23 protein-coding genes and 2 pseudogenes are annotated in these 25,718 nt (G+C 64.8%); 13 read left to right on the top strand and 12 right to left on the bottom strand.

The genetic code is table 11. The annotated features are described in order from the left end of the window. Nucleotides 1-66: 66 nt before the first annotated feature. From ACVJ19_RS42175 to ACVJ19_RS42200, 6 genes are all read right to left on the bottom strand, one after another. Complete coding sequence (locus ACVJ19_RS42175) at nt 67-3,618, bottom strand: DUF5801 repeats-in-toxin domain-containing protein (protein ID WP_453954944.1); 3,552 nt, start codon at nt 3,616-3,618, stop codon at nt 67-69. 640 nt (nt 3,619-4,258) lie between these two features. Further along, nucleotides 4,259-5,056, bottom strand: a complete 798-nt coding sequence (locus ACVJ19_RS42180; RefSeq protein ID WP_453954945.1) for an adenylate/guanylate cyclase domain-containing protein — start codon at nt 5,054-5,056, stop codon at nt 4,259-4,261. Between the two features lie 129 nt (nt 5,057-5,185). Continuing rightward, a complete protein-coding gene (locus ACVJ19_RS42185) occupies nt 5,186-6,376 on the bottom strand; it encodes an adenylate/guanylate cyclase domain-containing protein (protein WP_453954946.1) in 1,191 nt (396 codons plus the stop codon). A 110-nt stretch (nt 6,377-6,486) separates the two neighbouring features. Next, nucleotides 6,487-7,071 (bottom strand): HutD/Ves family protein, encoded by a 585-nt coding sequence (locus ACVJ19_RS42190; RefSeq protein WP_453954948.1) that lies wholly within the window; start codon nt 7,069-7,071, stop codon nt 6,487-6,489. Between the two features lie 100 nt (nt 7,072-7,171). Continuing rightward, on the bottom strand, nt 7,172-8,380 hold the full coding sequence (locus ACVJ19_RS42195; RefSeq protein WP_453954949.1) for an ABC transporter substrate-binding protein: 1,209 nt from the start codon (nt 8,378-8,380) through the stop codon (nt 7,172-7,174). 37 nt (nt 8,381-8,417) lie between these two features. Further along, on the bottom strand, nt 8,418-9,365 hold the full coding sequence (locus tag ACVJ19_RS42200) for an alpha/beta fold hydrolase (RefSeq protein WP_453954951.1): 948 nt from the start codon (nt 9,363-9,365) through the stop codon (nt 8,418-8,420). A gap of 94 nt (nt 9,366-9,459) precedes the next feature. Here ACVJ19_RS42200 and ACVJ19_RS42205 point away from each other — a divergent pair, with 94 nt between their 5' ends. From ACVJ19_RS42205 to ACVJ19_RS42230, 6 genes are all read left to right on the top strand, one after another. Continuing rightward, the gene (locus ACVJ19_RS42205; protein ID WP_212346909.1) at nt 9,460-9,984 is read left to right on the top strand and encodes a MarR family winged helix-turn-helix transcriptional regulator; all 525 of its coding nucleotides are present in this window, start codon (nt 9,460-9,462) and stop codon (nt 9,982-9,984) included. Then, a complete protein-coding gene (locus ACVJ19_RS42210) occupies nt 9,960-10,337 on the top strand; it encodes a hypothetical protein (RefSeq protein ID WP_453954954.1) in 378 nt (125 codons plus the stop codon). The genes ACVJ19_RS42205 and ACVJ19_RS42210 overlap by 25 nt, the downstream gene beginning before the upstream one ends. A gap of 219 nt (nt 10,338-10,556) precedes the next feature. Next, nucleotides 10,557-10,862, top strand: coding sequence for a BufA1 family periplasmic bufferin-type metallophore (locus tag ACVJ19_RS42215; RefSeq protein ID WP_453954956.1), 306 nt, complete (start codon nt 10,557-10,559; stop codon nt 10,860-10,862). Nucleotides 10,863-10,907: 45 nt separating this feature from the next. Further along, nucleotides 10,908-11,825 carry an MNIO family bufferin maturase gene (bufB, locus tag ACVJ19_RS42220; RefSeq protein WP_453954958.1) on the top strand — a complete coding sequence of 306 codons (918 nt, stop codon included), beginning with the start codon at nt 10,908-10,910 and terminating at the stop codon, nt 11,823-11,825. Further along, nucleotides 11,815-12,594, top strand: a complete 780-nt coding sequence (locus ACVJ19_RS42225) for an HvfC/BufC N-terminal domain-containing protein (protein WP_453954959.1) — start codon at nt 11,815-11,817, stop codon at nt 12,592-12,594. The genes bufB and ACVJ19_RS42225 overlap by 11 nt, the downstream gene beginning before the upstream one ends. Next, nucleotides 12,594-13,112 (top strand): DoxX family protein, encoded by a 519-nt coding sequence (locus ACVJ19_RS42230; protein WP_453954960.1) that lies wholly within the window; start codon nt 12,594-12,596, stop codon nt 13,110-13,112. The genes ACVJ19_RS42225 and ACVJ19_RS42230 overlap by 1 nt, the downstream gene beginning before the upstream one ends. A gap of 28 nt (nt 13,113-13,140) precedes the next feature. Here the strand turns inward: ACVJ19_RS42230 and ACVJ19_RS42235 are convergent, their stop codons facing one another. Genes ACVJ19_RS42235 through ACVJ19_RS42245 form a run of 3 tightly spaced genes read right to left on the bottom strand, consistent with a single transcriptional unit; the run spans nt 13,141 to nt 15,224 of the window. Continuing rightward, nucleotides 13,141-13,986 (bottom strand): SDR family NAD(P)-dependent oxidoreductase, encoded by an 846-nt coding sequence (locus ACVJ19_RS42235; protein ID WP_453954963.1) that lies wholly within the window; start codon nt 13,984-13,986, stop codon nt 13,141-13,143. 1 nt (nt 13,987) lies between these two features. After that, entirely contained in the window at nt 13,988-14,548 is a 561-nt protein-coding gene (locus ACVJ19_RS42240; protein WP_453954964.1) for a carboxymuconolactone decarboxylase family protein, read from the bottom strand. Then, nucleotides 14,526-15,224, bottom strand: coding sequence for a TetR/AcrR family transcriptional regulator (locus ACVJ19_RS42245; protein WP_453954966.1), 699 nt, complete (start codon nt 15,222-15,224; stop codon nt 14,526-14,528). The genes ACVJ19_RS42240 and ACVJ19_RS42245 overlap by 23 nt, the downstream gene beginning before the upstream one ends. A 139-nt stretch (nt 15,225-15,363) precedes the next feature. On the opposite strand from ACVJ19_RS42245, the gene ACVJ19_RS42250 reads away from it, so the two are divergent. From ACVJ19_RS42250 to ACVJ19_RS42265, 4 genes and pseudogenes are all read left to right on the top strand, one after another. Then, nucleotides 15,364-16,575 (top strand): ABC transporter substrate-binding protein, encoded by a 1,212-nt coding sequence (locus tag ACVJ19_RS42250; RefSeq protein WP_453954967.1) that lies wholly within the window; start codon nt 15,364-15,366, stop codon nt 16,573-16,575. A 3-nt stretch (nt 16,576-16,578) separates the two neighbouring features. Continuing rightward, entirely contained in the window at nt 16,579-17,472 is an 894-nt protein-coding gene (locus ACVJ19_RS42255; RefSeq protein WP_453954969.1) for an MBL fold metallo-hydrolase, read from the top strand. Nucleotides 17,473-17,485: 13 nt separating this feature from the next. Continuing rightward, nucleotides 17,486-18,454 (top strand): Bug family tripartite tricarboxylate transporter substrate binding protein, encoded by a 969-nt coding sequence (locus ACVJ19_RS42260; protein ID WP_453954971.1) that lies wholly within the window; start codon nt 17,486-17,488, stop codon nt 18,452-18,454. Between the two features lie 25 nt (nt 18,455-18,479). Further along, nucleotides 18,480-18,885: pseudogene (locus tag ACVJ19_RS42265) on the top strand (VOC family protein); the annotation flags it as partial. Between the two features lie 150 nt (nt 18,886-19,035). Here ACVJ19_RS42265 and ACVJ19_RS42270 read toward each other — a convergent pair. Further along, nucleotides 19,036-20,518: pseudogene (locus ACVJ19_RS42270) on the bottom strand (L,D-transpeptidase family protein). Between ACVJ19_RS42270 and ACVJ19_RS42275 the strand changes: the two are divergent. Further along, on the top strand, nt 20,403-20,666 hold the full coding sequence (locus ACVJ19_RS42275; RefSeq protein ID WP_456739537.1) for a hypothetical protein: 264 nt from the start codon (nt 20,403-20,405) through the stop codon (nt 20,664-20,666). The pseudogene ACVJ19_RS42270 and the gene ACVJ19_RS42275 overlap by 116 nt on opposite strands. Before the next feature lie 222 nt (nt 20,667-20,888). Here ACVJ19_RS42275 and ACVJ19_RS42280 read toward each other — a convergent pair whose 3' ends face one another. After that, nucleotides 20,889-22,325, bottom strand: coding sequence for a lipopolysaccharide biosynthesis protein (locus ACVJ19_RS42280; protein ID WP_453954975.1), 1,437 nt, complete (start codon nt 22,323-22,325; stop codon nt 20,889-20,891). Between the two features lie 262 nt (nt 22,326-22,587). Between ACVJ19_RS42280 and ACVJ19_RS42285 the strand changes: the two genes are divergently transcribed. Together ACVJ19_RS42285 and ACVJ19_RS42290 are read left to right on the top strand one after the other, a co-directional pair. After that, nucleotides 22,588-23,676, top strand: a complete 1,089-nt coding sequence (locus ACVJ19_RS42285) for a glycosyltransferase (protein WP_453955319.1) — start codon at nt 22,588-22,590, stop codon at nt 23,674-23,676. Then, entirely contained in the window at nt 23,673-24,740 is a 1,068-nt protein-coding gene (locus ACVJ19_RS42290; RefSeq protein ID WP_453954978.1) for an endo-1,4-beta-xylanase, read from the top strand. Before ACVJ19_RS42285 ends, ACVJ19_RS42290 begins: the two co-directional genes overlap by 4 nt. Before the next feature lie 3 nt (nt 24,741-24,743). Here the strand turns inward: ACVJ19_RS42290 and ACVJ19_RS42295 are convergent, their stop codons facing one another. Continuing rightward, nucleotides 24,744-25,694 (bottom strand): DUF6492 family protein, encoded by a 951-nt coding sequence (locus ACVJ19_RS42295; protein WP_453954981.1) that lies wholly within the window; start codon nt 25,692-25,694, stop codon nt 24,744-24,746. Between the last annotated feature and the right edge of the window lie 24 nt (nt 25,695-25,718).

Consider the following 25,718-nt stretch of genomic DNA (forward strand, 5'->3'; position numbering starts at 1 on the left):
TCGAAGACCGTGGCCGTGGGATCGCCGCTGGGCCCCCCGAAAGGGGCCCAGCCGACGAGTCCGCGATCACACATTGAGGACACCGTCGAGATTGCTGTCGATCTTGACCGTGAACGTGTCGCTTGCCGTGTCGGCATCGCCGTCGGTGGCCTGCACCGTATAGTCGAGCGCGAAATCGGGGATGTCGGCCTTCTCGATCGTGGCCACTTGGTGAATCCGCAGGCCGCTCTTGTCGGCGAGATTCAGGCCGATGTAGAGCTCGTCGAAGTCATGGGCCGGGTCCGGAGTGAACGTCACGGTCGTTGTTGCACTGCCTTTCGGCGCTGCGAGGTTGCTGAACGTGATGGTGTCGACAAGCACACCGTCGTCATAGGCCTCGAACGTGGCACTGAACGTGTTCCCGCCGCCGGTCGCTCCATCGAACACGACCTGAACGCCATCCACATCCTGGCTGAAGCTCATCTTGAGAGCCTCGTCCAGGGTACCGCTGACGTTGGGATCCATCTGGTTGTCCTTCAGGCCGATCCCTTGCGTGCTGACGTTGACATCTTCAATGGGATTGGCGTTCTGGTCGCCGCTGGCTGCCCCAAACTGAGCCTTGAGGGAGGTAGGGTTGCCATCAAAATCGCTGGCGAGGAAGCCATCGAAGGTGACGCCGGTTCCCCCTGGCGCATTGATCGTGATCTCCTCGACCGGGCCGCCCGGATTGACCGAGCCGAAATCGAGGAAATTGAGCACGTTCGGGACATCTCGCAGCACGGTGAACGTGTAGCCGCCGGGCTCCGCCGCATCGAGCGTCAGGCGGAACAGGTCGCCATGAGTCGCGCTCGAGTAGGTCAGCACTGTATCGCCTGCCGACAAGGTCTCGGTGATCGTCCCGAGCGGGGTGTTGTCCGGCATCGCCTCGAAGCTGGTGATCTTGAAGGGACCCGCCGAGGCGGGGCCGTCCGCGCCATAGTCGAGGAAGCCTGTGTCACTGTCGGACGAATTGGCCGTGAAGGCGACCTGTCCGTCCGCAATGGCCGGGCTGATCGTCGGCCCGTCGTCGTCGAACTTGACGAGCAGGCCGATGTTGTTGTCCGAGTCGGTCGCGGTGTCGCCGTCGCCGTCGGTGCGGGTGACGCTCATCTGCACCGCTCCCGCCGCCAGCGTGATGGTCTCGTCGTGCGAGGCGCCGCCGGTCGGATGTTTCAGTGACAGGTACTGGGAGAGGAAGACCTCGCCATTGGTTGCGTTCGTCGCCAATGCGAAAGCCACCGTGCCGTTGGCATTGGCCGTATCGCCACCCGCATTCTCGTTGCCGACCCTGCCGAGGATCAAGCCCGCGGCCGTGCCGGTGCCGTTGTACATGAAGATCTTGGTGCCGCCGGTGGTCTCCACCCCCGAATCGGTGCCGTTGACCACGCTCAGCGCGTAGCTGAGCTCCTGCGCCGCCGGTCCATCGGCCCCGGCATCGCCGCCGGTCACCGTCGCCAGGGGGTTGGTGCTGCGGGCGAAGCCGATTGCGCCAGTGCCCGTCACATCCGGATCGTCGCCAGGCGACGGCACATTTGTGAACAGGCTCGCGATCGTCGTCGCGTCGAAGGCGATCGCCGTGCCGAGGACATCGGTGTCGGCCTGCACCCCGACGGTTTCGTCATGGCGCACAGAGGCGGTGCCGCTCGCTGCAGCGGTGATCGTCGGCCCGTCATCGTCGAACTTGACGAGCAGGCCGATGTCGTTGCCGGAGTCGGTGGCGGTGTCGCCGTCGCCGTCGGTACGGGTGACGCTCATCTGCACCGCGCCCGCCGCCAGGGTGATGGTCTCGTCATGCGAGGCGCCGGGATTGGGATGCTTCAGCGACAGATATTGGGTGAGGAAGACCTCGCCATTGGCCGGGTTGGTCGCCAGCGCGAAGGCCACGGTGCCGGCGGGATCGGCGGTGTCACCGCTCGCGCTCTCGGTGCCGACGCGGCCGAGGATCAAGCCCGCGGCCGTGCCGGTGCCGTTGTACATGAAGATCTTGGTGCCCGCGGTGGTCTCCACCCCCGAATCGGTGCCGTTAGCCACGCTCAGCGCATAGCTGAGCTGCTGCGCCGCCGGCCCGTCGGCCCCGGCGCTGCCCGTCACGGTCAGCAGCGAAGCGGTGCTGCGGGCGAAGCCGATTGCGCCACTGCCCGTCACATCCGGATCGTCGCCAGGCGACGGCACGTTGGTGAAAAGCGACGCGATCGTCGTCGAACCGAAGGCGATGGCCGAGCCGAGGACATCGGTGTCGCTGTCCACCCCGGGCGTCTCATCGTGGCGAACCGACGCCGTGCTCGCGACCGCGGCGATCGTCGGCCCGTCATCGTCGAACTGAAGTTGCGTGCCGGCAAACTCGCTCGCGCCCTGAGCGCTCAAGATCGTGAATCCGCCGATGTCGAGGGTGATGTTCGAACCCGGCCCCTTCGTCGGTTGGACGTTTTCGATCAGCACCCGGGTGTGGGCGCCGGTGGTGGTGTATTCAACAACATCCCCGTTCTTGATGCCCGAGACGATCGCCGTATCACCGCTGAGGTTCGCGTTGACCACAACGCCATTGACCTTCACCTGGGTGATGTTGACCGCGACGTCATCAGCGAATCCCTCGACAAAACCTGTGCCTGTTTCGGCCGCATTCGGATCATTGAAGGCGGAAATCTTGACTGTGACCAAGCTACCTGTCGGATTGATTTGGGCGACCGTGAACGAAGCCGAGGTGACGCCTGGGGTATAGCCGCCAAACTGGATATTGCCCTCATGGTCGGCCTCCGTTGAATCGAGACCTTGGGGCAGGTGTGGATCGGGGTTTGGGGCTACCGTGAAATCTTCGGCCGGATTGCTTACGAAAGTGAAACTTAAGCCATTGCCCGGCGCGAGATGCTGGCCGTTCACTCCAACAGTCGCGTGGGGGCCTGCCTGGCTGCTGCTGACCGTGTCGCCTGAATGGTCATTGTCCTCTGTGTTCGGGTCGGGGGCACGCCCGGTCACCACGATGCCGCTGGTGCTGACGCCCCCGGGGTTGTTGCCGAACATCATGAACTCGTTGGCGCCCGATGGCGCATTGTCGAAGACGAAGGTCGTTGACTGGATCGCCGCGACCTTGATGTTGTTGTCGAGATTGACAGTGAAATCGTGATCGTTGTTGTCCGTGTGCTTCAGCGGCTCGAAGAGCGCGGTCCAGAACTTGCCGCCAGTGACTAGGGAATTGGTCGTGGTCTCTTCGAGATAGATCGCAAAAACGATGGCGCCGCTCGGATCCGCCAGCCCTCCGGCCGTGCCCTCCCTGCCGAGGACGACGTTGTCGTTATTGGGGTCGGCGTAGAGGAAGATCTGCCTGTTCTCGAGGGTGAAAAGCCCGCTGGGATCCCCGTTAAGCGCACCGTTGGTCGCGTCCACAAAGCCGAGGCCATTGACGGTAAAACCTGTGTCAGGCGTGACGGTGACATCATCGCCCCCTCCGCCTGCGATTTGAATTGCGCTCGCGAGGCTGACTCCCGCGGCGCTGAACGCGGTCGAGACATTCGTCGGCACGTCGGCTAGCAAGATGTCATTATCCGTCAAGCCGGCCGTTTCATCGATTTTCGTGCTTCCGCTGACATTGATGGTCAGTGCCATTGTCGTCTCCTATCGGTTCCGAATTGGCTGCTGAGAGCCATAAGATCCTCATTTGGGTGGCCGCCCGATCGCGCCCTGGCCCGCGATCGGTGCCGAAAATTCCTGCGTGATCGAAATTCCATGCGCCCGCTTTCCGGCGAGCTGTCGCGCTCGCCGTGAGGGTCGTCAGCTTCTGGCAATCCATGAAAAGGGGGCGTAACGGGAGCTTGTTTCTACTCCGCGTTCGCCCTTTCTACCCTGCTTGAAGGGGCCGTCGGAGAGAGAGGTACCGGCAAGAAAATGATCAAACACTTTTGCATGCTATGCTCCCTCGATCTGCTGCAAACCGCTTCGAAGGCAAGTGGAGAAGCAAACGGGACGCCGTGGCTGAAATCGCGACATCAACGCGTTGCGCAGCGCGCCGCGCCCGCATGATCAAAATGCACAATCATCAATCGTCGACGCGCAGTGCTCCCGGAAGAAATTCGAGGCTGGGCCTACGCGTTCGAAGTTCCCTAGTAAAAGATAAGAAGGTTCCCAGTAAATGGGGAAAAAAGTGGTACCAACTTCGAGGTGGGTCGCATCGCCGCACAATGACAGGGGCGGCGCTGTACACGCGTGCGAATAGTACTGGATGCGCGCTCCACGGCCTGCAGTGCCATCACCCTTCCACCCGCCACAGCCTCCACCGCTCCGGCACGCCCTTGAGCCGGTGCACGCCGTGATCCCTGAGGCTGATCGCGGACTGCACCTTCAGCAGCTCCTTCACCGCGCTCGAGACCAGGACTTCGCCGGCGCGCGCCTTGGCGGCGATACGGGTGCAGATGTGGAAGGCGAGGCCGACCATCTCGCCGCCGCTGATCGTGTACTCGCCGGCGTGCAGGCCGACCCGGATCTCGAGGCCCAGCGTGAGCACGGCCCTCTGGATCGCGGTCGCGCAAGTGATGCCGGCGGCGGGCGCCCTGAAGGTCGCCAGCACGCCGTCGCCGGTCGTCACGACTTCCTTGCCGCGCGAACTCTTCAGCTCCTTGCGCACGGCGGCGTAATAGTGGCCCATCACCTTGGTCCAGCGCGCATCGCCGAGCTTGGCGGCCTTTGCGGTGGAACCGACGATGTCGACGATCAGGATGGTGGCGAGCGCCTGCTTGAGCTCGGCGCTGGGTGCGGCCGATGGGCGCCGGTTCGCGATGGCCCCGGCCAGCGGTTCATAGCGATGGTTGCGGCGCCGCGCGATCGCGGCCTTGACATAGTCCTGGGCGCGCTGCGCCGTGCGGCAGCGGATCGTCTTCTCCTGAGGCACCCGCGCCCAGTAGACCTTTCGCCCGCTACCTGCGCCGTGCACCTCCACGGCGCCCCACTTCAGGAAGATCGTCGAGCCGGCACGCCTGATGCACCACGCCTTCGACGTGTACCCGGAGACGTTCGACTGATGGACACCGATGCGAAGAAATTTGGGCATGAACGGGCGGCTGATCGCAGGACCGTCTGGGCGGCTTGCGGTCAAGCGTAGTGGCACATGCTCGCGTTGGCAACCGGACAAGCCTCGATCGCGAGAAAAGTGCCGCCGGCCTGCGCAGCCGGGCCCGCCTCACCCCTGAAACGCAAACAGCTCGATCGGATCGCTGAAGCCGCGCACCTCGTATTTGCCGACGCGCTCAAGCTCGAACTTCGGCTGGACCTGCTCGGCGAAATCGCGCGACAGCAGCACGTTTCGTCCGAGCTGCTTGGTAAGCGCTTCGAGACGGGAGGCCATGTTGACGGCGGGGCCGATCACGGTGAAGTCGAGCCGGCTCGATGATCCGATATTGCCGTACATGACGTCGCCGACATGGACGCCGATGCCGTAGTTCAGCGGCGCGCGGGCGCTGCTCTTGTTGCGCTCGTTCAACGCGGCCATGGCTCCCCTCGCTTCGCTCACGGCATGCAGCAAGCTTGCGCAGGCATCGGGTCGGCTCAGCGGGAAGATCGCCAGCAGGCCGTCGCCGATGAATTTCAGGATCTCGCCGCCGTGCCGCGCGATCGGCTCCGACATCGCGTCGAAATAGTCGTTGAGGAGATCGATGACGTCGTCACGCGGCCAGTTGTCGGAGATTTTCGTGAAATCGCGCAAGTCGCAGATCATGATCGCCGCGCGCACCGTGGTGCCGGTGCCGCGCCTGGTGGCGCCGGCCAGGATCAGCTCGCCGGCATGGGCGCCGACATAGGTCTCCAGCAGCGTTCGCGCCAGGCGATTCTTGATGCGGATCTCGCTGACCAGCGCCAGCACCGGCAGCACGTTCTTCAGGGCCGCGATATGCGCATCCTCGAAACCGCCGGGCCGATCAGTGGCGAAGGTGATGAAGTGGCGCTTGCCGAGCGTGTGGTGGAGCGGCCAGGCAACATAGTCGGTCAAGCCTTTCGCGCGCATCTCGTTATAGAGCGCGTGCTTGCGGCCGAGCGACGGATCGCCTTCGAGCTTTTCGCGGAGCTCGGTCGCGCCGTCCATCATTTCGTTGACAGGACTGCCGATGAACTCGGATCGCTCGAGCACGTCGAAGTCGACCCGCGTTATCTTCGCCTCGCGCATGCCGTCCGACCACATGAAACCGGCGCCGAGCCATTGCGGGTGCTGGATCCGGACGTGCATCGTCGACCGCTTGAGCGGAATGCCCGCCTGCTGGAGACGGATGCACATCTCCGCGAAGATATTGTCGATGAAGCGCTCGTCGCGCGTGCCGTTGGTCAACCAGTGGACGACGCCGTCGGACAGCGTGGGGGGATTTTGGTGTGGCGCGTTCATATCCGGCCCCTTCGCGGCGGTCTGCATCGACGGCAGATATAGTGCGCCGGCCGCGCCGCGCCAACCTAGCCAGTTGCACGGATTGTGCCCATCCGAAGGGCGGTTGCAGCCTAGCCGACGAGCTGGATCGACGCCAACACCGCCATGCCTGAAACGAGCGCCAGGCTGGACGCCTCGGTCAGCTCGACCTTCAGCGTACATTCGTGCGAAATCGCAAAATCCTCCCCGCCGAGACGGATGCGGCAATCGCCGAGCGCGGCGTAGACCAGATGCGTGCCGGCGGACAATGGCCGCTCGCCCGGTTCCCTCAGCGCCACGAGCGCGATCTCTGCAGCGCCCCGCCGCGCCATCAGGTTCACGACCTCGACGGGGCCTTCCTCGAGCACGGTGACGATCTCGAGCTCCCCGGTGAAGCGCACCGTCGTAAAAGGTTCACGCTCGTCGAATTCCTGCGTCGGCGCCCTCAGCACCAGCCCGCGCCCGCTGACGACCATCTGCAGGCGATCGATGCCGGGCATGTAGGAGAACGGACCGGGCGTCACGATCGGGGTGGATGCGAAGCGCCAGAGCAGGCTGTTCCAATCCTTCACCGGGCTGTCTGCACGATGGGCGCCCGCGATATCGGTGAAGATGCCGCCGCCGTTCTTCCAGGGCGAGCGGGTGTAGTCTTCGGATCTGAGCAGCGTGGTTTTCATGGTCCTGGGTCGTCCGGGATCGCAAGCGGGGGAGATATCACGCCCGCATCATGCCCGTGGCGAGCTCGCTTTGCCAACCCGTTCGACGGCTGTCCCGGATTCAGCGGCCGGAGGCCTTGACCAGCGGACATTTGCTCTCCGCAAGCGGCCAGACCGTCTCTTCCGGCGGAATCTTGCGCACGATCTCGAAATAGTCCCAAGGGTACCTGGACTCCGACGGCTTTTTGACGCGGACCAGATGCATGGTGCGTGTCACCCGGCCATCCTCGCGAATGTGCGCATCCTCCGAGAAGACGTCCTCGACGGGGAGCGCCTTCATGGCCGCGGCAACCTTGTCGGCGTCGTCGGTGCCGGCGCTGGCGACGGCCTTGAGATAGTGGCGCACCGCGCCATAGACGCCGGCATGCAGCATCGATGGCATCATCCCGGTTTTCGCAAAGAACGTCCTCGACCAGGCGCGCGTCGCCTCGTTCATGTCCCAGTAGGACGCCGTGGTCAGATAAGTGCCCTGCGCGTCCTTGAGACCGAGGGCGTGCACGTCCTGAAGGAACAGGATCAGCGCGGCGAGGCTCTGGCCACCTTGCGTCAGGCCGAATTCGCCGGCCTGCCGCATCGCGTTGACCGTGTCGTTGCCGGCATTGGCGAGGCCGATGACCTTGGCGCCGGAGGATTGCGCGCTCAGCAGGAAGGAGGAGAAGTCCGGCGTGTTGAGCGGATGGCGGGCCGCACCCAGCACCTTGCCGCCCGAGGCATTGATCACGCTGGTCGCGTCCTGCTGGAGCTGATGGCCGAAAGCATAGTCCGAGGCCAGGATGAACCAGCTGCTGCCGCCGGCCTTGACCACGGCAGACGCGGTGCCGTGGGAGACGGCGTAGGTGTCGTAGGTCCAGTGGAAGCCATAGGGCGAGCATTGCTCATTGGTGAGCGCGGTCGTGCCGGGACCCGAATAGAGGACGATCCGCTTCTTTTCCCGGGCCAGGCCCTGGACCGCGAGCGCAACGCCCGAATTCGGCACATCGACGATCGCATCGACGTCCTCGACGTCGAACCAGCGGCGGGCGATCGCCGAGCCGACATCGGCCTTGTGCTGGTGATCGGCGGACATGATCTGGACCGGCTTGCCCAGAACCTTGCCGCCGATTTCATCGACCGCCATCTCCGCAGCGACCACCGAGCCCTTGCCGGTGATGTCGGCGGTCACGCCGGCCATGTCGGTGAGCACACCGAGCTTGACGACGTCGCCGCTGACCTGCGCCTGCGCGCCGACCGGAAACACGAACAGCAGCAGGGCGCGCGCAATCCATTTCATCTGCCGTTCCTTTCGATGCGCTGGCATGACCGATATCTCAGCAGTTGACGGCGTCGAGCCAGGCCAGGATCATGGCGGCCAGATCGTCGCTGTTGTCCTCGATCATCATCATGTGGCCGTTGCCCGCGATACCGCGATCCGGAAGCCAGACGAATTCCGCGCCGAGATAGCCGGCCGTCGCCGCGTCAACCTCGCGCGGATGGCGCGGATCGCGGTCCCCGGTCACGATCATGATCGGCGTGGACCGCAGATGCATGGGATCGTCGATCCTGAGTCCGCGGCCGCCGATGTTGAAGCGCTCGTTCAGGATGCGCGCGCTCTCCGGCGCGAATGAGCGGCAGTAGTTTTCGAACGCGCCCTGCGGAAAGCGCGGCGCATTGGCCCAATAGGCCGCGGCAAACTCCGCCGTCAGCCGCACCGGCATGGTTTCATCCGAATAGACCGGGTGGCCGGCGCTGGCATCGTCACGCAAGGCGAGGATCGATGCTGGATCGTCGGGCAGATCGCGCAGCAGATTGGCCGGCGGCCCCGGCGCGATGCCGACCACGGCGCGGACGAGATCGGGACGCCGCTCCGCCATCCACCATGCCATCGGCCCGCTCGCCGAATGCACCAGCAGCACGGCAGGGCCGATCTGCTCGACCAGCGCCAGCAGCGAGGTGGCGACGTCGGCGGTGCCCAGCCGTGGAAAATCCGCCGGCTGCGGCGAACGGCCGTGGCCGGGCCAGTCGGGCACGAACACGTCGCGGCCGGCCGCGGCGAACCGCACCGCCCAGCCCGGCCGCCCATCCGGCGTCGCCAGATAGCAGGTCCCGGTGTGACCGCCGCCGTGAACCATGACGACGGGCGCCCGGCCCGTGGCCGCGCGCGGCGATGGCACATGATCGACATAGACCGGATGCGCGCCCGTTCCCGCATAGAAGCACCGAACCTCGCGCTCGCACGACGGGTCTATAGCGCTCCGCCCGGCCGGCGTCGCCTCCATCCGCTCCTCCACAACTATCGACGACGGCCGTTCTTGCGGACCGCGCGGCGATGTTAAGATCATGCCGGATCGAAAAGCAACCAGAAAGTCTCATATGAGACCATCTCGAAAATCGTCGAACGGCACGACCAAAGGCCTCCAGGCGGAGCGGGAGCCGCTCGCGGCGGTGATCGGGGGGACCGAGCTCCAGATCGCGTACCGGATGGGATACGTGCTGAACTTCTACCGCGAGCCGTCGTTCCGGCGGATCGAGATGGAGCTCGGTCTGACGCGACCGGAGATCGTCACCCTGATCTTCCTGAACTTCCGAGAAGGCGTGACCGCGAGCGAGATCTGCGAATTCTCCGGCCATCTCAAGGCCAACATCAGTCGCGGCATCATCGCGCTGGAGAAGAAGAAGCTGATACGGCGCGCCGCCGACAAGACCGACAGCCGCCGTCAGCAATTGTTCATGACGGCGGCCGGCCGCGCGCTCTACGCGCGATACATCCCGGCCCTGCGCGAGCGCGAGCGCGCCATGCTCGCGTGCCTTACGCGGGCCGAGCGTAACGAATTCGAGCGCCTGCTCGACAAGCTCGCCGCGCACGTGCCGCAATGGGCCGCGCTCGACGAGCTCTGAGTTCGGAGCAGGCGGGGCAAGCAAACGTCCTTGCCGGCCTTCAGCTTCCGCAGGGTCTCGACGATCTTCTGCTTGCCGTCGATGATCTCGGCGAGGAAGCTGGCGCGGTCGATGTCGCCGTTCTGTTCCAGCTGGCTTCCGTCAGCATGCCGGGCGCCTTGTCCGGCGTCAGGGTCAGGCCCTTCATGGCCGCGCCAAAGGGCTTGCTGTCGAACTTGGCCGTTGCCGTCATTGTTGAAGGCCGCCGGCGCAGCGAATGCGCGCGCACGGCTGGTCCTCCACGGCGGGACTTTTCAGTGCCCGACCGCCATATTTATTCCCTCGTACAATTCTATTTATTGGGCGCAATCTGAATCTGGGAATGCTCTCCAGCTAACGTCTCGATAGACGCAGTGCATTGGATTTGTCCCGCCATTTGCCCGCTAATCGCGACTCAAGCGCACGGGCTGTGCGCCGCACCACGATCTCACGCACTCGTGAGCGGCCCGGGCAGTAACAACGGCCGCGGACGGAACGAACCAATGACGCGTATTCGCTTGCCAAGCGATGCCAATCCCGAGAGGAGAATTCTGATGTCTGCCAAGAATATCGTCACTTCACTCGCTCTCGCCGGCGCCGTATCCACTGCGCTTGCAACACTTGCCATGGCAGCTCCGCTGACCAAGGCCGAGGCCGACGCCGCCATGGCCGCCAAGAAGGAAAAATGCTTCGGCGTTGCACTGAAGGGCCAGAACGATTGCGCGGCAGGACCGGGCACGACCTGCCAGGGCACGTCGACCACCGACTTCCAGGGCAATGCATGGAAGTTCGTGCAGGGCGGCACCTGCACCAACATCCAGCTGCCGAACGGCAAGAAGGGCTCGCTCACGCCGGTCTGACGCGGCCGGTCAGCACATCACGATAACAGAGAGCGGAGGAGCAACATGAGTTCGGCGATCAGGCCAGGCGCGCCTTTGGCCGTGCCACTCCGCTTTCCCGTTCCTATCGGCGGCGTTGCCGGGACGAGCTTCAAGCATGAGCACCTTCCGGCAATCCTCGATGCGGGCCGGCAACGCGGCTTCTTCGAGGTCCATGCCGAGAACTATATGGGCTCGGGCGGTGCGCCGCATCGCGCCCTGGAGACGATACGTCGCGATCATCCGCTTTCGGTGCACGGCGTGTGCATGTCGATCGGCGGACCACAGCCGCTCGACAAGGCACATCTGGCGCGCTTCCGCGGTCTGGTCGCGCGCTACCAGCCGGCGCTGGTCTCCGAGCATCTCGCCTGGTCGACGCACGAGACCAGCTTCTTCAATGATCTCCTGCCGCTGCCCTACACCGAGGCGACGCTTCGCTGCGTCTGCGATCACATCGATCAGGTGCAGGAAGCGATCCGGCGCCCCCTCCTGCTCGAAAACCCATCGACCTATGTCGCCTTTCAATCGTCGACGATGAGCGAGACGGATTTCATCCGCAGCGTCGCGGAGCGTACCGGCTGCGGGCTCCTGCTCGACATCAACAACGTCTTCGTGTCCGCGACCAATCATGGCTTCTCTGCTCTGGAGTACCTGGCGGACTTTGCGCTGTCGCGCGTCGGGGAAATTCATCTTGCCGGTCATGCCGAGCAGACGGACGACGACGGCGCGTTATTACTGGTCGACAGCCATGACGGCCCGGTCGCGGACGCCGTGTGGAAGCTGTTCGAGATCGTCGTCAAGCGCTGCGGCCCGGTGCCGACACTCATCGAGTGGGACAGCAACATTCCCGATTGGCCGGTCCTGCAAGCCGAGGCCGAGGCCGCGCAGGCGATCCTCGATCGCCATCAATCGACCGCACTGGCGGAGGATCGTCATGCCGCTTGAGCAGCAGCTCAGCTTTGCCGCGGACTTCGCACCGGCGCTGCTGGATCCGACGAGAGGTCCGCCACCGGCCGTCACCGGTCCCAACGGCAAGCCGGCCGGAAAGCGCTACGACGTCTACCGCAACAACGTCACGGTGAGCCTGATCGATGCGCTTGCCGCGATCTATCCGGCCGTGCAGCGCATCACCGGCCCGGACTTCTTCCGCGCCATGGCGCGCACCCATATTCGCTGCACCCCGCCGACCTCGCCCTTGCTGTTCGAATATGGTCGCGATTTTCCGGGCTTCATCGAAGCGTATAAACATGCGCGGCCGTTTCCCTGGCTCGCCGATGTCGCCCGTATCGAGCGGGCGTGGCTCGATGCCTATCACGCCGCCGACGCCGCGCCGCTGTCGCCTGTCCGGCTTTCCGCAGTGGCGCCGGACCGGTTGGCCGATCTCGTTTTCACGCCGCACCCGGCAACCCGGATCGTGCGCTCGCAATTCTCGGCGGCGACGATTTTTGCCGCCAACCGCGGCACTGCGCCCGTGGAACGCATCGATGCCTCGACACCGGAAGATGCTGTGATCACGCGAGCCGAGTTCGACGTCGTCGTACGACATCTTCCGCCCGGCGGCGCGGCTTTCGCGACCTGCCTGATGTCGGGCCGGCCGCTTGGCGAAGCTGCCGCGTCAGCGCTGGACGCATGCCCCGGCTTCGACCTCGCCGCAAACATCGCCGGTCTGATCGAGGCTGGCGCGTTCACCTCGGTGACTTCTGGAGACGCATGATGATCACGCACCAACGCATGACGGCGGGTGGCGGCCTCCCGTCACTCGGGCTCCTGGCCGACAAGGCCAATCATCTGGTGCAGACACTCGCCTCACCTTCCCTCGTTCAGCTCGTGCTGCGCGTGGCCCTTGCGGTCCCGTTCTGGCGCTCCGGAATCCTCAAATGGGACGGCTTTCTGCAGCTCAACGACACCGCCGTGACGCTGTTCAGCGATGAATTCATGCTGCATCTGCCGGGCGGCCCCTATCATTTCCCGGCGCCGACGGTGATGGCCTTCCTGTCGGGGTCTGGAGAAGTCGTTTTTCCGGTCCTGCTGGTCCTTGGGCTCGGTACACGGCTTGCCGGGCTTGGACTCCTGTTCATGACGGTGATCGTCGAGCTCACGGTGCCCGATGGCTGGCCGGTTCACATCACTTGGGCGGCGATGGCACTGGCTATCATCGCTTACGGACCGGGTCGGCTCTCGCTCGACCATCTGATCAGCCGCGCGCTCGGGCTGACGCACGAGTCTCGCTGACAGCGAAGAGGCGGCGCGATCCCAGCTCTTACATCCCACTCAAACCGCTATCCACCGCGAGCGTCTGCGCGGTGACGTAGACGCTCTCGTCCGACAGGAAGAACAGCACGGCATAGGCGATCTCCCAGGCCGTCGCCTGGCGGCCGAACGGGATGTGGCCCTTGCCGCGCGACGGGCGGCCGGCGCCGGCTTCGCGGCCGTTGGGGGTGTCGACGAGGCCGGGATAGACGAGATTGGCGCGGATGCCGCGGCGCGCGCCGAGATGGGCGATGTTGCGCATGAGGCCGCCGAGCGCCGCCTTGGATGAATCATACACCGCCATCTGCGACCCCGCCTTCAACGCGGCGATCGAGGAGATGAAGACGATGGCGCCGCCATTGTCGAATCTCGGCATCGCAGCGCGGCAGCACAGCATGGGGCCGCGGACGTTGACGTCGTAGATCCTGTTCCACTCCTCCGGGCTGACGGCATCGAGCCCGGTCTTGCCGAAGGTGCCGATGTTCAGCACCATGCCGTCGAGGCCGCCCATGGCGCGGTGCGCTTCGTCGATCATGCGGACGACGTCGGCCTCGCGAGTGACGTCGGCGGCAATGGCGAAGGCCTCGCCGCCTTCGTCGGTGATGCGTTTGACGGTCTGCTCGGCGGATGTGCGGTTGAGATCGGCGACCACGACCTTCGCGCCCTCGCGTGCGCACAAGATGCTCATCGCGCGGCCGTTGCCGATCGGGTCGGTTGCGGCATCGAATACGCGCTGGCCGCCGCCGACAATGAGAATGCGGCGTCCTTTCAGGCGTCCCCTGCCCGGCGCCTCGCCCGAGGACTCCGCGCTCGGCGGACGGACGTAACGCTCCGGCTTGCTATCAGTATCCGTCATCTCAGCCGCCCTGCTTCTTGCCGCCGTCATAGACCTTCATGCCGGCGGCGGGATCGAGATCGGTCTCGGTCGCCTCCGTGAGGCGGGCCATCATCATGTAGAAGCCGAGCGCGATGATGGATTCGACGATCTCCTGGTCGCTGAAATGTTTGCGAGCCGCCGCGAAGGTCGCTTCGGGCACGCGGACGTTCTCGACCACCTCGCGGCCGAACTTCAGCAACGCGCGCTCGGCCTCGCTCAGGGCGGCGGCATCGTAGTCGCTGCGCTCCACCGCATCGATCTGCGCTTGCGTGCAGCCGACGCCGAGCGCGATCGGCACGTGTTGGCGCCATTCATAGGCGCCGCCCTCGAGCTGCGCGGCCTGCAGGATCAAAAGCTCGCGGTTGACGGAAGAGAGTTTCTGCTTGTGCAGGATCGAATTGCCCAGCCGCATCGCCGGGATCATGTTGGCCTCGGCATGGGCCATCATGCGGAAGATGTTGAGCTTGACCGGCATGCGGTCGAAGGAGGCGCGAATGTCGCCGCTCGTCGTCTCCGGATCAATCAGGGGCAGCCTTGCCACGCGTTTCTCCCTTGGGCTTTCGTTTCTTGTTGTCGGTGTCGTTGCCTGCCGCGATCAGCGACAGGAAGAAGGCGAGATAGCGGTCGATCGCCTCGATCACCTTCGGCCGCGGCGACGGCACCGCGCCCATCACGTAATGCTCGAGGCGGATGTAGATGAGCCCGGCGGCGAACAGCCGTGCCGTCTCGCGCGGATCGGTGGTCGCGATCAGGCCGGCGAGCGCGAAGCCCCGGAAATAGTCCGTCATCATGCTCTGCTCGCGCGCATAGAAATGATCGGCGAACTTGGCGCGGATACCGGGCACGCGGTTGCGCTCGGCGGTGATGACCTTCTGGAACTGGTGCTCGCGCGGATCGGACCATTGCTCGACGAGGTCCAGGGCAAACTGCCGGCAGAATGCGGCGGGCTGGCGCGCGAGCTGCTTGTAGCGCGGCTCCTCCAGCCGGCTCGCCGAACTGGCGGGGCCGTGCTCGCTGACGATCGCTTCCAGGATCGCGGCCTTGCCGGGGAAGTGATTGTAGAGGCTGCTCTCACGGATGCCGACGCGGCGAGCCAACTCGCGCATCGAGGCGCCGCCATAGCCGCTCTGCGCGAACAGATTGAGCGCCTCGGAGAGGATGCGCTCGCGCGTCGTGGGCGCAGCCGCTTCCGCTGCGCTGGAGGTGTGGACAGCCATGATGCTTGACTAACGAACGATCGTTCGTTTCGCCAGTCTGGCGGCAACGGGCGCGGCCCGCAAGCTTCACGCGGGTGCTGTTTTCGCGTTTCAACTCCGCTCCATCGAGAGGCGGAGAGCAATTTGGGGAGACGACCTCATGGCGCGCTTTGCCCGCCTTCGCCTCGTTGCGGCCTGCATCCTGTTGCCGCTGCTCGCGGCAGGCACCGCCTCTGCCCAAACCGCCAAATACGATCCCGGCGCCGACGACAAGACCATCAAGATCGGCACCACGGCGCCGCTGAGCGGACCGGTCTCCGCCTTCGCGCAGATCGCGAAATCGGCGGAAGCCTATTTCCGCAAGGTGAACGACGACGGCGGCGTCAACGGACGGCGCATCCAGATGATCATCGCCGATGATGCCTACAGCCCGCCGAAGACGGTGGAGCAGACGCGGCGGCTGGTCGAGAGCGAGGACGTGCTGCTGATCTTCGGCGGCGTCGGCACGCCGACCAACAGCGCCGTGCACAAATATCTCAACGACCGCAAGGTGCCGCAGCTTTTCCTCGGGTCAGGCGCAGCGAAGTGGGACGATCCCAAGAATTTTCCGTGGACCGTCGGCTGGCAGCCGACCTATCGCGACGAGGCCATCGCCTACGCCAGATACATCAAGTCCAGCCACGCCCATGCGAAGATCGGCGTCCTCTACCAGAACGACGATCTCGGCAAGGACTATCTGAAGGCGCTGGAAGAAGGGCTCGGCAGCGGCGAAGCCATCGTCGCCCGCGCGGCCTACGAGACCTCGGCGCCAACCGTCGACACCCAGATCCTGCAACTGAAGACCGCGGGCGCCGAAATCGTGCTGGTGGCGGCGACGCCGAAGTTCGCGGCGCAGGCGATCCGCAAGATCGGCGAGATCGGCTGGAAGCCTGTGACCATCATCTCCAACGTCTCGGCCTCGATCAGCGGCGTGCTGGAGCCGGCCGGCAAGGACAATTCCACCGGCGTCATCTCCAGCCAGTATCTGAAGGACGCGACCGATCCCGCGCTGAAGGACGATGCCGGCACCAAGGAATGGGCCGCGTTCATGGACAAGTACCTGCCCGAGGCCAACAAGAGCGACTGGCTCAACGTCTACGGCTACACCATCGCGCAGACGCTGGTGACGGTGCTGAAAGCTTCAGGCAATGACCTCACCCGCGCCAATGTGATGAAGCAGGCAACGAATTTGAAGGACGTGCGCCTGCCGATGCTGATCAACGGCACCGCGGTGAACAACTCGCCGGAGCGCTACACGCCGATGACGAGCCTCCAGTTGATCCGCTTCGACGGCACGCGTTGGGTGCCGTTCGGCGAGCTCCTGAAGAACTGAAGCATGCGGCAGGTCAGGATCGGCAGCATGCGGGTCGACCTCGTCAGCGAGATCCCCGCGCTTGCTTTTGAGAAGACCTGGCTGTTCGCCAACGTCACCGACGCTGACGTCGCGGAGAACCGGAGCTGGCTCGATCACCGCTATATCGAGCCGGAGACCGGCCGCTTCATCCTCAGCCATCACTCCTATCTGGTGCGCACGCCGCGCTGGACCGCCATCGTCGACACCTGCTGCGGCAATCACAAGCATCGGCCGCGCGTGCCGGCGTGGAACAACCTGAACCAGCCCTATCTCGAGAACATGCGTGCGCTGGGCGTCGCCCCTGAACAGGTCGACTTCGTCATGTGCACGCATCTGCATGTCGATCACGTCGGCTGGAACACGCGCCTCCTCGACGGCCGGTGGGTGCCGACCTTCCCCAACGCGCGCTATCTGATGGGGCGCGAGGAGTACCGGCACTTCGAGGCCGCGCACAACGCCGGACCAAAGAGCCCGGTGAACCATGGCTCGTTCGAGGATTCGGTGCTGCCGGTGGTCGCCGCGGGCCTCGCCGAGCTTGTCGAAACTGATCACCGCCTGTTTAGCGATCGCGACGCCGCCTTGCGCTTTGCGCCGGCGCCGGGACATACCGCCGGCAACATGCAGATCCACCTCAATGGCGGCCACGATCACGCTGTCATGTCGGGCGACGTCATCCATCATCCGATCCAGTGCGCGGCGCCGTGGCTGTCGAACGCCGCCGATGTCGATCCGGCCGCGGCGGTCGCAACGCGGATGGCGCTGCTGGAGGAGCTCGCGGATACGCCGAGCTATCTGCTGACCGGCCATTTTCCGGCACCGACGGCGGGCCGTGTGATCCGGCACGGCGATGCCTACAGATTTCGTTTCGAGAATTAGGGGGAAACACATCATGATGCTGCGGACCGTCACGCTTTCATTTCTCGCATTGCTGTCGGCCGCACTGCCGGCGCAAGCGGAAGACCCCGCCGCCTATCCCACCCGCAAGATCAAGATGCTGTTGCCCTATGCAGCCGGCGGCGGCGGCGACGTGGTCGGCCGGCTGCTCGCCGACAGGATGGGCAAGACGCTCGGACAGAGCATCTATATCGAGAACCACACGGGAGCAGCCGGCACGCTCGGCACGCAGATGGTCGCGACGTCTGCGAATGACGGCTACACCATCACCGTCGGCGGCATGACCACGCATGTGCTGGCGCCGGCGATCTACCCAAAACTGCCCTACGATTCGATCAAGGATTTTACGACGATCGGCCGCATCGGGACGTCTTCGATCATGCTGGTGGCGACCAAGGATTTTGCCGCCAATGACATCAAGAGCCTGATTGCGCTCGCCAGGAAGGGCGAGCCGATCCAGTATGGCAGTTGGGGCATCGGCTCGACCGGACAATTCTGCGCGGAAATCCTGATGCAGCAGACCGGCATCAAGATGGAGCACGTGCCTTTCAACGGCATCGCAAAGCTCGCCGGTGACCTGCTCGGCGGCCACATTTCGCTGGCGACGCTGGACGTTGCGACCGCAACGCCGCTGGTGAAGGACGGCTCGATCAGGGCGCTGGCCGCCTGCGGCGAGCGCTCGCCGAGCCTGCCCGATATCGCCAGCTACAAGGAGCAGGGCGTGCCGTTCGACCGCAGCCTGTCCTGGGCGATGTATGCACCGGCGGGCGTGGCTCCGCCGATCGCGAAGAAACTCTCGGCGGCGCTGCAGGACGCGCTCGGCGATGCCGAGGTCAAGGAGAAGCTGTTGAAGCTCGGCATCACCCCGCAATTCGTCCCGGGCGAGGAGCAGCGCGACATCAACGCCCGCGACATCGCGGCCTGGAAACAGGTTGCCAAGGACGCGGGCATCGAGGTCAAGTGATCAGCGTAACAAGGGGAGCGCGGGCATGAGCCGCATCTTCGGCGCGGTGCGCCAGAACGGATATGTGGTGCGAGACATCCACGCCGCGATGAAGCACTGGATCGAGGTGATGGGGGTCGGTCCCTGGTACTACATGGACCGGGTCAAGACCGACTGGTTCCGCCACCGCGGCCAGGACTCTCGCGTAGAGATGAGCATTGCGCTCGCCAATTCCGGCGATCTGCAGATCGAGCTGATCCAGCAGCGCAACGACGCCGCCTCGTTGTACAAGGAGTTTCTGGACGCCGGACACGAAGGCCTCCAGCACATGTCCTACTGGAGCCACGACTATCAGGCGCTCTACGACAAGGCGACCGGGCTCGGCTACAAGGTCGGCCACGAGGGCCAGATCGGCGGACAAGGGACGCTTTGCCTATTTCGACACACAGGCGCCGCGTCGGTAGTTGCGGGCCTCGGCCTGGCGGGCCCAAAGCATGATCCGGAAAAGTGCGACGCGGTTTTCCGAAAAGATTATGCGTAAACAACAACCTAAAGCGCGATGACGGTTCATCCAAATCTCATCGCGCTTTAGGCCGCGCGCCTTACCACCAGTTCCGCTGCATCGGCTGCGTCGATTGATAGTACGGGTACTGGCCGCGCTGCCGGCGCGGATTGACCGGTTGCGCGTACGGATCGCGCTGCTGGAAGAAGAAGCCGAAATTATTGCCGCCATTGTCCCAGCCGTCGTCGCTGGCAATGTCCATCGAAGGCGCGGTCGGCTTGCGCGTGATGAAACCGCCCTGGGGTTGGTTGCTCAGCACCGCGACGAACTCGGTGCGGTAGTTGGTCTCGCTGCTCAGCGGCTCGTCCGAGACGATGATCGAGGAGCGCGGCAGCGCGGTCGGCCCGATGCGATCCCACACCTCCTGCGGGATGGCGATGCGGTCGAGCGCGTTCTTGGCATCGTCGCCGCTTTCGATCGTGACCACGCTCCAGCGCAGGCCGGTATCGGTCTTCGCCATCGCCGTGAAGATGTGCGTGCCGAGCGGCTGGTCGGGATTGCGGATCGTGACGGGGACCTCGATGCTGGTGTCGAACACCTCGCCGCCGCCATCCGGCGCCGGCTTGTGCGTGTTCCGCCGCACATAGAGCTTCTGTGTCGCGCGGCTGATGTAGACCGACACCGGCTCGAGCGCGAGTTTTGCGTCGGTCGCGGCCTTCACCGCGTCGGCCTTCCTGGTCGCAGCCACCTTCGCGGCCTCTTTCGTGGCGGCGACGGCATCGCGCTTCGGCTGCGCCGCGGCCTTGGCGGCGTCGAGCTGCGTCGTCGCATCGGCAGCCTTCGCGGCCGCCTTCTGCTTCAGCTCTTCGGCCTTGGCGCGGGCCTGATCGGTCTTTGCATTCGCAAGCGTCTTGTCGGCGAAGGCGAGCTCGGCATCGGGCGCGGGCCTTCTGCTGCTCCAGCTTGCGCAGCGATGCCGGGAGCGAGGCCGCCTCTTTCGCAGCCGCGGCCGCAGCCTTCTTGGTCTCGTCGGCGGCCCGTGTGGCTTCCTCGGCTTCGAACGAGAGCTTGTCGGCCCGGCTCGGCACCGCCGCGATGGCCTCCCGCTTCGGCACGAACAGGGACGGGTGCGAGAAATCGACCGGCGCCGCATCGTTCGGCGAGATGATCACGCGCATGCCGATGTTGGTCTTGTCGAACAGGTTCTCGGCAAAGCCGAACGGCATGCGCACGCAGCCATGCGAGGCGGCATAGCCCGGCAGCGGCCCGCCATGCAGCGCGATGCCGTTCCAGGTGATGCGCTGCATGTTCGGCATCCAGGCATCGTCATACATGGTCGAGCGGTGGTCCTTGTCCTTCTCGACGATGGCGAAGACGCCGGCCGGCGTCTCGCGCCCGGTGGTGCCGGTCGAGACCGGCGCGCGCATGATCCAGCCGTCGGCGTCGTAGAAGGTGACCTGCTGGCCCTTGATCGACACGATCGCCATGATCGGCTCGCCGGCCTCGCGCTGCGCCACCGCCTCGGCCGCCTGGCGCACCTGCTTGGCTGCGGACGCCGGGCCCAGCGTCGCGAATGCGACCATCGCCGCCAGCGTCACAATTCCGGGAGGCCCCCAACGCCGCATCGCCACGGTGGATTGCGCCGTCGTCATCAGGTTTTTCATGCCATCCTCGGTCGAAATGCCAGTCCGCGCGTGCCGGTCAAATCTCAGTTTGCGATCTCTGAATTAAGAAATCACAGTCGCCATACGTTCCGTCTGTGGCGAGATTCGGCACGCTCCGGCGGCAAATCTCTCATATACGACGGCCCGCACGGGCGGAAGTGCGGCTTGCGTCCAGGCTGGTCCGGAGCCGGCGGTCCACCGCTGCGGCAGAATGTCCGGGGCCTGGCGGCGGTTGCAGCCTGCCTGGCCTGACGTCAGGGCGGCAAGGCCACGCCAGTCAGGGGGTGCGCTAGGCACCCAGCGCCTTCCGGTTGAAGGTCCGCAGGACACGAAGCGACAGCGTGCGCACATTCGCGACGTTGAGCAGCCAGGCCACTGCCGCGTAAGCGAGACCGCCGGCAAGGCTCACGATGATCAGCGCGACGGGGCCGGTGCCACTGGCCTGCGAGCGCGCGACCAGGATCGCAGCCGCCATCGCCGCGGCGGAGACGGCCACGCCGGCAAGGCGGCTCGCGTCGAACGGCACGGGATGGGCGCGGTACATCAGGACGACCGCAACGACGAAGCCGATCGCCTCGGTCGCGAGCGTCGCCAGCGCGGCGCCATAGATCCCGTAGCCCGCCACCAGCGCGAACATCAGCACCACGCTCACCGCCAGCGTGAGGAAGGACTGCGCCGCCAGCATGAAGGGACGCTCGGCGAGCTGAAAGCTGATCTGGACGTAGAACTGGTTGGCGATGCCGAAGAAGCGGGCGAGCACCAGGGTCGGCAGCAGTGCCGACACGCCGGCGCGGAAATCGACGCCCACAAGCGTGCCCGCAACCTGGTCGCTTGCGAGCGCCAACCAGATCGCGACGGGCGCGACGACGACGAGCAGCAGCTCGAGGCTCTCGTTCAACCGCTCGCGCGTGATTTCATTGTTGTTCTCAGACAGCGACCGGAACACCAGAGGCACGGTCGCCGCGGCGACGCTGGACGCGATCATCACCATGAACTGGCGCGGCAGGTCGGCGGCAACGCCGAAGATGCCGGCAGCGTCCTTGCCGAGGAGATACGCGACGATGAGACGGTCGCAGCTCGAATATAGCGCGACCGAGAGGCCGGCCAGCGTCAGCGGCAGGCCGTAGCGCGCGAGTTGCATGAACTGGCTGCGCTGGAAGCGCGCGATCCTGGTGCGGTCGCCAACGAGATTGAGAACGATGCCGGTGAGCGAGCCGAGGCCGAATGCCGCCAAGAGGCCCAGGCCGCCCCAGCCGAGCCAGATGCCGACGAGGCCGAAACCGACGCTCGCGACGCTGCGCACGATCGAGATCGCGGCGAAACGATAGGGCCGCAGCTTGGCGCGCTCGAACTCCTGGCCGACATCGACCGCATTGGCCATGATCGCGACGAACATGCTGGCGAGCAGCAGCTCGACGCTGACATCGCTGCGGAACAGGAACACCAGCGGGGTGGTGGCACAAAGCACTGCGACCGTCAGCCCAAAGGCGACCATCGCCGTGCCGCGAAAATCCACCTCCGCCGACATCGCCTGATAGCGCGACACCGACAGCTTGATCCAGGCAAAGAAGATCGCGCCGAGAATGCCGGCAAGGCTGATGCCGACGACATAGACGCCGTATTCCGCCGGGCTCAGGAGCCGCGTGTAGGCGGTGACCGCGAAGAAGCCCACCGCTGCCGGCAGGATGTAGGCCACGAGATAGATCGAGAAATGGCGGTTCAGCATGCGAACACGGGACCGGCGGCGCCTTGAGGATTAACGGGGCGTTAAAACAGTTGGCCTTTGCTGCGGCAGCCGCACTGGGCCGCCAGCACCGGTCAAGATAGTCGCATAAGCCTGCAAATCGGATCGCGAATGAAACGTGTCAGCGGTTATCGCGCGTTAGCGTTAAATTTGCCCTGTCCTTGAAGGGACCGGCGGGATCACAGAAAAGAAGCAATGATATCAAAAGGTCGCCCGACCCATCCGATGCGTGGACGTGACTGACATGGACGTTGCCGAACGAACGCGGGCACACCCGACCTCCCGGCCGCATGGCGGCACCGACGCTCCGCTTGTTCCGGGGGATTTCGGCACGCAAAGGCGCGACAGGATGGTCCTCAACCTCTTCTTCGAAGAGCGGGACGACCGCTGGTTTCCCGGGGATCGCCACATCCGGCCGCTGCTGCGGCGCCTGGTCAAGGGCGAGTCCTTCATCAGCGGACAGCGGCGCGTCCTCCTCAATCTGTGCGCGGGCCTCGACCGGCTCGGCATCCGCTATCGCGTCAACGACTATCGCTACATCCAGAAGCACCCGGAGGAACTCGCCTGCATCATCGGGCGGCCGTTCGTGCTCGACTGGTTCAAGTGGACGAACCCGCTCCTGCTCGGCGTCGCCATGTATGACCACCCGGTCGATGCACCGGAGCGCCTGAAGGACCTGCAGGTGAAGCGCGTCCTGGTGCCGTGCGCCTGGTACGCCGACATGTTCCGTCCGCACTGGCCCCATGTCGATGCCTGGCCCGTCGGCATCGACACCGATCTGTGGACGCCGACGCCGGCCGACCGCAAGAGCGTGGACGTGCTGCTCTATGACAAGATTCGCTGGGATTACGGGCGATATGAGCCCGAACTGATCGAACCGATCCGCTGGCATCTCGAGGCCAGCGGCCGCACGGTCGAGGTGATCCGCTACGGTCATTACATGGAAGACGACTTCAAGGCGGCGCTGGCGCGTTGCCGCAGCATGATCTTCCTGTGCGAGCATGAGAGCCAGGGCATCGCCTGCCAGCAGGCGCTGTCGAGCGGCGTTCCCGTCTTTGCATGGGATCGCGGCGGGCCCTGGCAGGATCCGAAGTATTTTCCGGATAAGGTGAGGTACGAAGGCGGCGTGTCCTCCGTGCCTTATTTCGACGCGCGCTGTGGCATGACCTTCACCGATGCGGCCGGCTTCATCTCCGGCTGGAGCGCGTTCTGGTCGCATGTCAGCGCCGGCGACTTCGCGCCGCGCGACTATGTGATCGAGAACCTGACGCTCGAAAAGGGCGCGCTTCACTATTACGAGATCGCAGAAGCCGTGATGCAGAACCACGCGTGACCAGGCTCGACAGACGCCAATTTCTCCTCGGCAGCGCCGCGACGCTTGCGGCGAGCGTCTCCGCGTCAGCACTACCGGCCTCGAAGCTCGCCCAGCGCCGTCCGGGCTTTGGTGCCGCGGCCACGCTCTGGGACCTGCAAGCCGATCCCAGGCTCGGCGACGCCATCAGCACCTATTGCACGCAGGTGGTGCCGGTGCTCGAGCTGAAATGGCCGATGCTGCGGCCGGACGCGCACACCTTTGCCTTCGAGCGCGCCGATGCCATCCTCGATTTCGCGCGGGCAAACGATCTGACGATGCGCGGACACACGCTCGCCTGGTATCACGACATTCCGGACTGGACCAAGCAGATCAAGGACGCCAAGGGCGTCGAGCGCGCGTATCTCGACCACATCGGCACCGTCGTGTCCTACTACAAGGACAAGCTGACGTCGTGGGACGTCGTCAACGAGCCGATTCCGGACAATCCAAAGGGGATCACCGACCGGCGCGATACGTTCTGGACGCAGCATCTCGGCAAGAGCTGGATTCCGCTGGCGTTCCGCACGGCGGCCGCGGCCGATCCATACGTGAAGCTCGCGATCAACGAATACGACATCGAGTCGGCGAAGGACTCCTTCATCGCCAAGCGCGCGGCTTACCGCAACCTCATCATGGAGCTGCTCGACCAGGGCGTTCCGCTGCACGCCGTGGGGCTGCAATCGCATCTGCATGCCGAGCTCGAGATCGACACGCATGGCCTCGCCGAATTCGTCACCGAGCTGCGCTCCTGGGGCCTCGAGGTGCTCGTCACCGAGCTCGACGTCGACGACCAGAAACTGGCGGGCAATCCGGCCGAGCGCGACGCCATCGTCGCCAAGCGCGTCGATGATCTCCTGACCGCGATCTCGGCCAGCGGCCCGGTGCGCTCGATCCTGACCTGGGGTATCTCGGATCGCTATAGCTGGATCAACGGCACCTTCGCCCGCAAGGACAAGCAGCCGAACCGTCCGCTGCCGCTCGACGGCGAGTTCAAGCCAAAACCGTTCATGGACGTCATCAGCAAGTTCACGAAGGACGTTTGAAGCCTAGCGTGTCTTCGGCGCTTCGAACGCGGGCGCGTCTCCGATCTGATCGGGAGCCAGGCTCGGACTGCGCCTGTCAGCCGAGTTCAGCCTGAACACGTCGCGGATGTCGTCGATCGAGGTCGAGGAATAGGACTGGATGCAGAGCGCGACCTGCTCGGGCGAAGCGACGCGCATCATCGCTTCGATCGCCGGGCGGTCGAGGCGCGTGTCGTCCCAGTGCGACACCGCGATGCTGTCTTCCGTCACCCGATGCGCTGCCAGATGCTTCGGCGAACTGGCAACGAAGTTTCCGTAAAGCAGATACTCCGAAAACTTCTTCTTCCGGCACAGTGCCAGAGCCCAGCTCAGGCCCGTCGCCGACTTGATGGCGCCGGTCATCGCGCGCGCGGTGTCCTTGTCCCAGATCAGCGCGTTGCCGACATAATCGTCGGCCGGAAACGAGCGCTCCTTGACACCGAGAAGCTGATCGACGGTGTTGAGCCACAGCACATGCAAGGGATGGTCGGCGTCGATCCCTTTGCGCGTGACGAAGAGCGGCGTCTTCTCGCCGCCGGCATACCGGCCGACGTCGAATTCGCGGAAGAACAGATTGTCCGAATCCAGGATGCAAACGCGCTGCTCGGGCGCGTTGAGGACGCCGGCGATCTTCAGGATCTGCTGGATGTGCCAGCCGTGCACGGGCGACGACAGCAGCGACACCCAGACGCGTCGTTTGCTGATGAACTGGAGCGCCGGCGGCAGCGCGAACAGCCATTTCGGCAAGTAACGCGAGGCCGGAACGATGACGCGCTTGTCGGACGCGAAGCGCGCGAACAGCGGCACGTCCTCATCGTTAACGAGAACATAATGCCGCGTGTATCCCGTCAGCCAGGTGTCGATGCTCTCGCTGAGCAGCGAAAAGCGTTCGATATCCTTGGCATAGCTCGCAGTCAGCAGGGCAACGGAATGCATGGGCGCGCTCGAATGGCGATCAGA

Source organism: Bradyrhizobium sp. USDA 376, assembly GCF_054063675.1.

Coding starts and splice junctions, on each gene's coding strand:
- ACVJ19_RS42175 (WP_453954944.1), bottom strand. CDS start 3,618: ATGGCACTGACCATCAATGTCAGCGGAAGCACGAAAATCGATGAAACG.
- ACVJ19_RS42180 (WP_453954945.1), bottom strand. CDS start 5,056: ATGCCCAAATTTCTTCGCATCGGTGTCCATCAGTCGAACGTCTCCGGG.
- ACVJ19_RS42185 (WP_453954946.1), bottom strand. CDS start 6,376: ATGAACGCGCCACACCAAAATCCCCCCACGCTGTCCGACGGCGTCGTC.
- ACVJ19_RS42190 (WP_453954948.1), bottom strand. CDS start 7,071: ATGAAAACCACGCTGCTCAGATCCGAAGACTACACCCGCTCGCCCTGG.
- ACVJ19_RS42195 (WP_453954949.1), bottom strand. CDS start 8,380: ATGAAATGGATTGCGCGCGCCCTGCTGCTGTTCGTGTTTCCGGTCGGC.
- ACVJ19_RS42200 (WP_453954951.1), bottom strand. CDS start 9,365: ATGGAGGCGACGCCGGCCGGGCGGAGCGCTATAGACCCGTCGTGCGAG.
- ACVJ19_RS42205 (WP_212346909.1), top strand. CDS start 9,460: ATGAGACCATCTCGAAAATCGTCGAACGGCACGACCAAAGGCCTCCAG.
- ACVJ19_RS42210 (WP_453954954.1), top strand. CDS start 9,960: ATGGGCCGCGCTCGACGAGCTCTGAGTTCGGAGCAGGCGGGGCAAGCA.
- ACVJ19_RS42215 (WP_453954956.1), top strand. CDS start 10,557: ATGTCTGCCAAGAATATCGTCACTTCACTCGCTCTCGCCGGCGCCGTA.
- bufB (WP_453954958.1), top strand. CDS start 10,908: ATGAGTTCGGCGATCAGGCCAGGCGCGCCTTTGGCCGTGCCACTCCGC.
- ACVJ19_RS42225 (WP_453954959.1), top strand. CDS start 11,815: ATGCCGCTTGAGCAGCAGCTCAGCTTTGCCGCGGACTTCGCACCGGCG.
- ACVJ19_RS42230 (WP_453954960.1), top strand. CDS start 12,594: ATGATCACGCACCAACGCATGACGGCGGGTGGCGGCCTCCCGTCACTC.
- ACVJ19_RS42235 (WP_453954963.1), bottom strand. CDS start 13,986: ATGACGGATACTGATAGCAAGCCGGAGCGTTACGTCCGTCCGCCGAGC.
- ACVJ19_RS42245 (WP_453954966.1), bottom strand. CDS start 15,224: ATGGCTGTCCACACCTCCAGCGCAGCGGAAGCGGCTGCGCCCACGACG.
- ACVJ19_RS42250 (WP_453954967.1), top strand. CDS start 15,364: ATGGCGCGCTTTGCCCGCCTTCGCCTCGTTGCGGCCTGCATCCTGTTG.
- ACVJ19_RS42255 (WP_453954969.1), top strand. CDS start 16,579: ATGCGGCAGGTCAGGATCGGCAGCATGCGGGTCGACCTCGTCAGCGAG.
- ACVJ19_RS42260 (WP_453954971.1), top strand. CDS start 17,486: ATGATGCTGCGGACCGTCACGCTTTCATTTCTCGCATTGCTGTCGGCC.
- ACVJ19_RS42280 (WP_453954975.1), bottom strand. CDS start 22,325: ATGCTGAACCGCCATTTCTCGATCTATCTCGTGGCCTACATCCTGCCG.
- ACVJ19_RS42285 (WP_453955319.1), top strand. CDS start 22,588: ATGGACGTTGCCGAACGAACGCGGGCACACCCGACCTCCCGGCCGCAT.
- ACVJ19_RS42295 (WP_453954981.1), bottom strand. CDS start 25,694: ATGCATTCCGTTGCCCTGCTGACTGCGAGCTATGCCAAGGATATCGAA.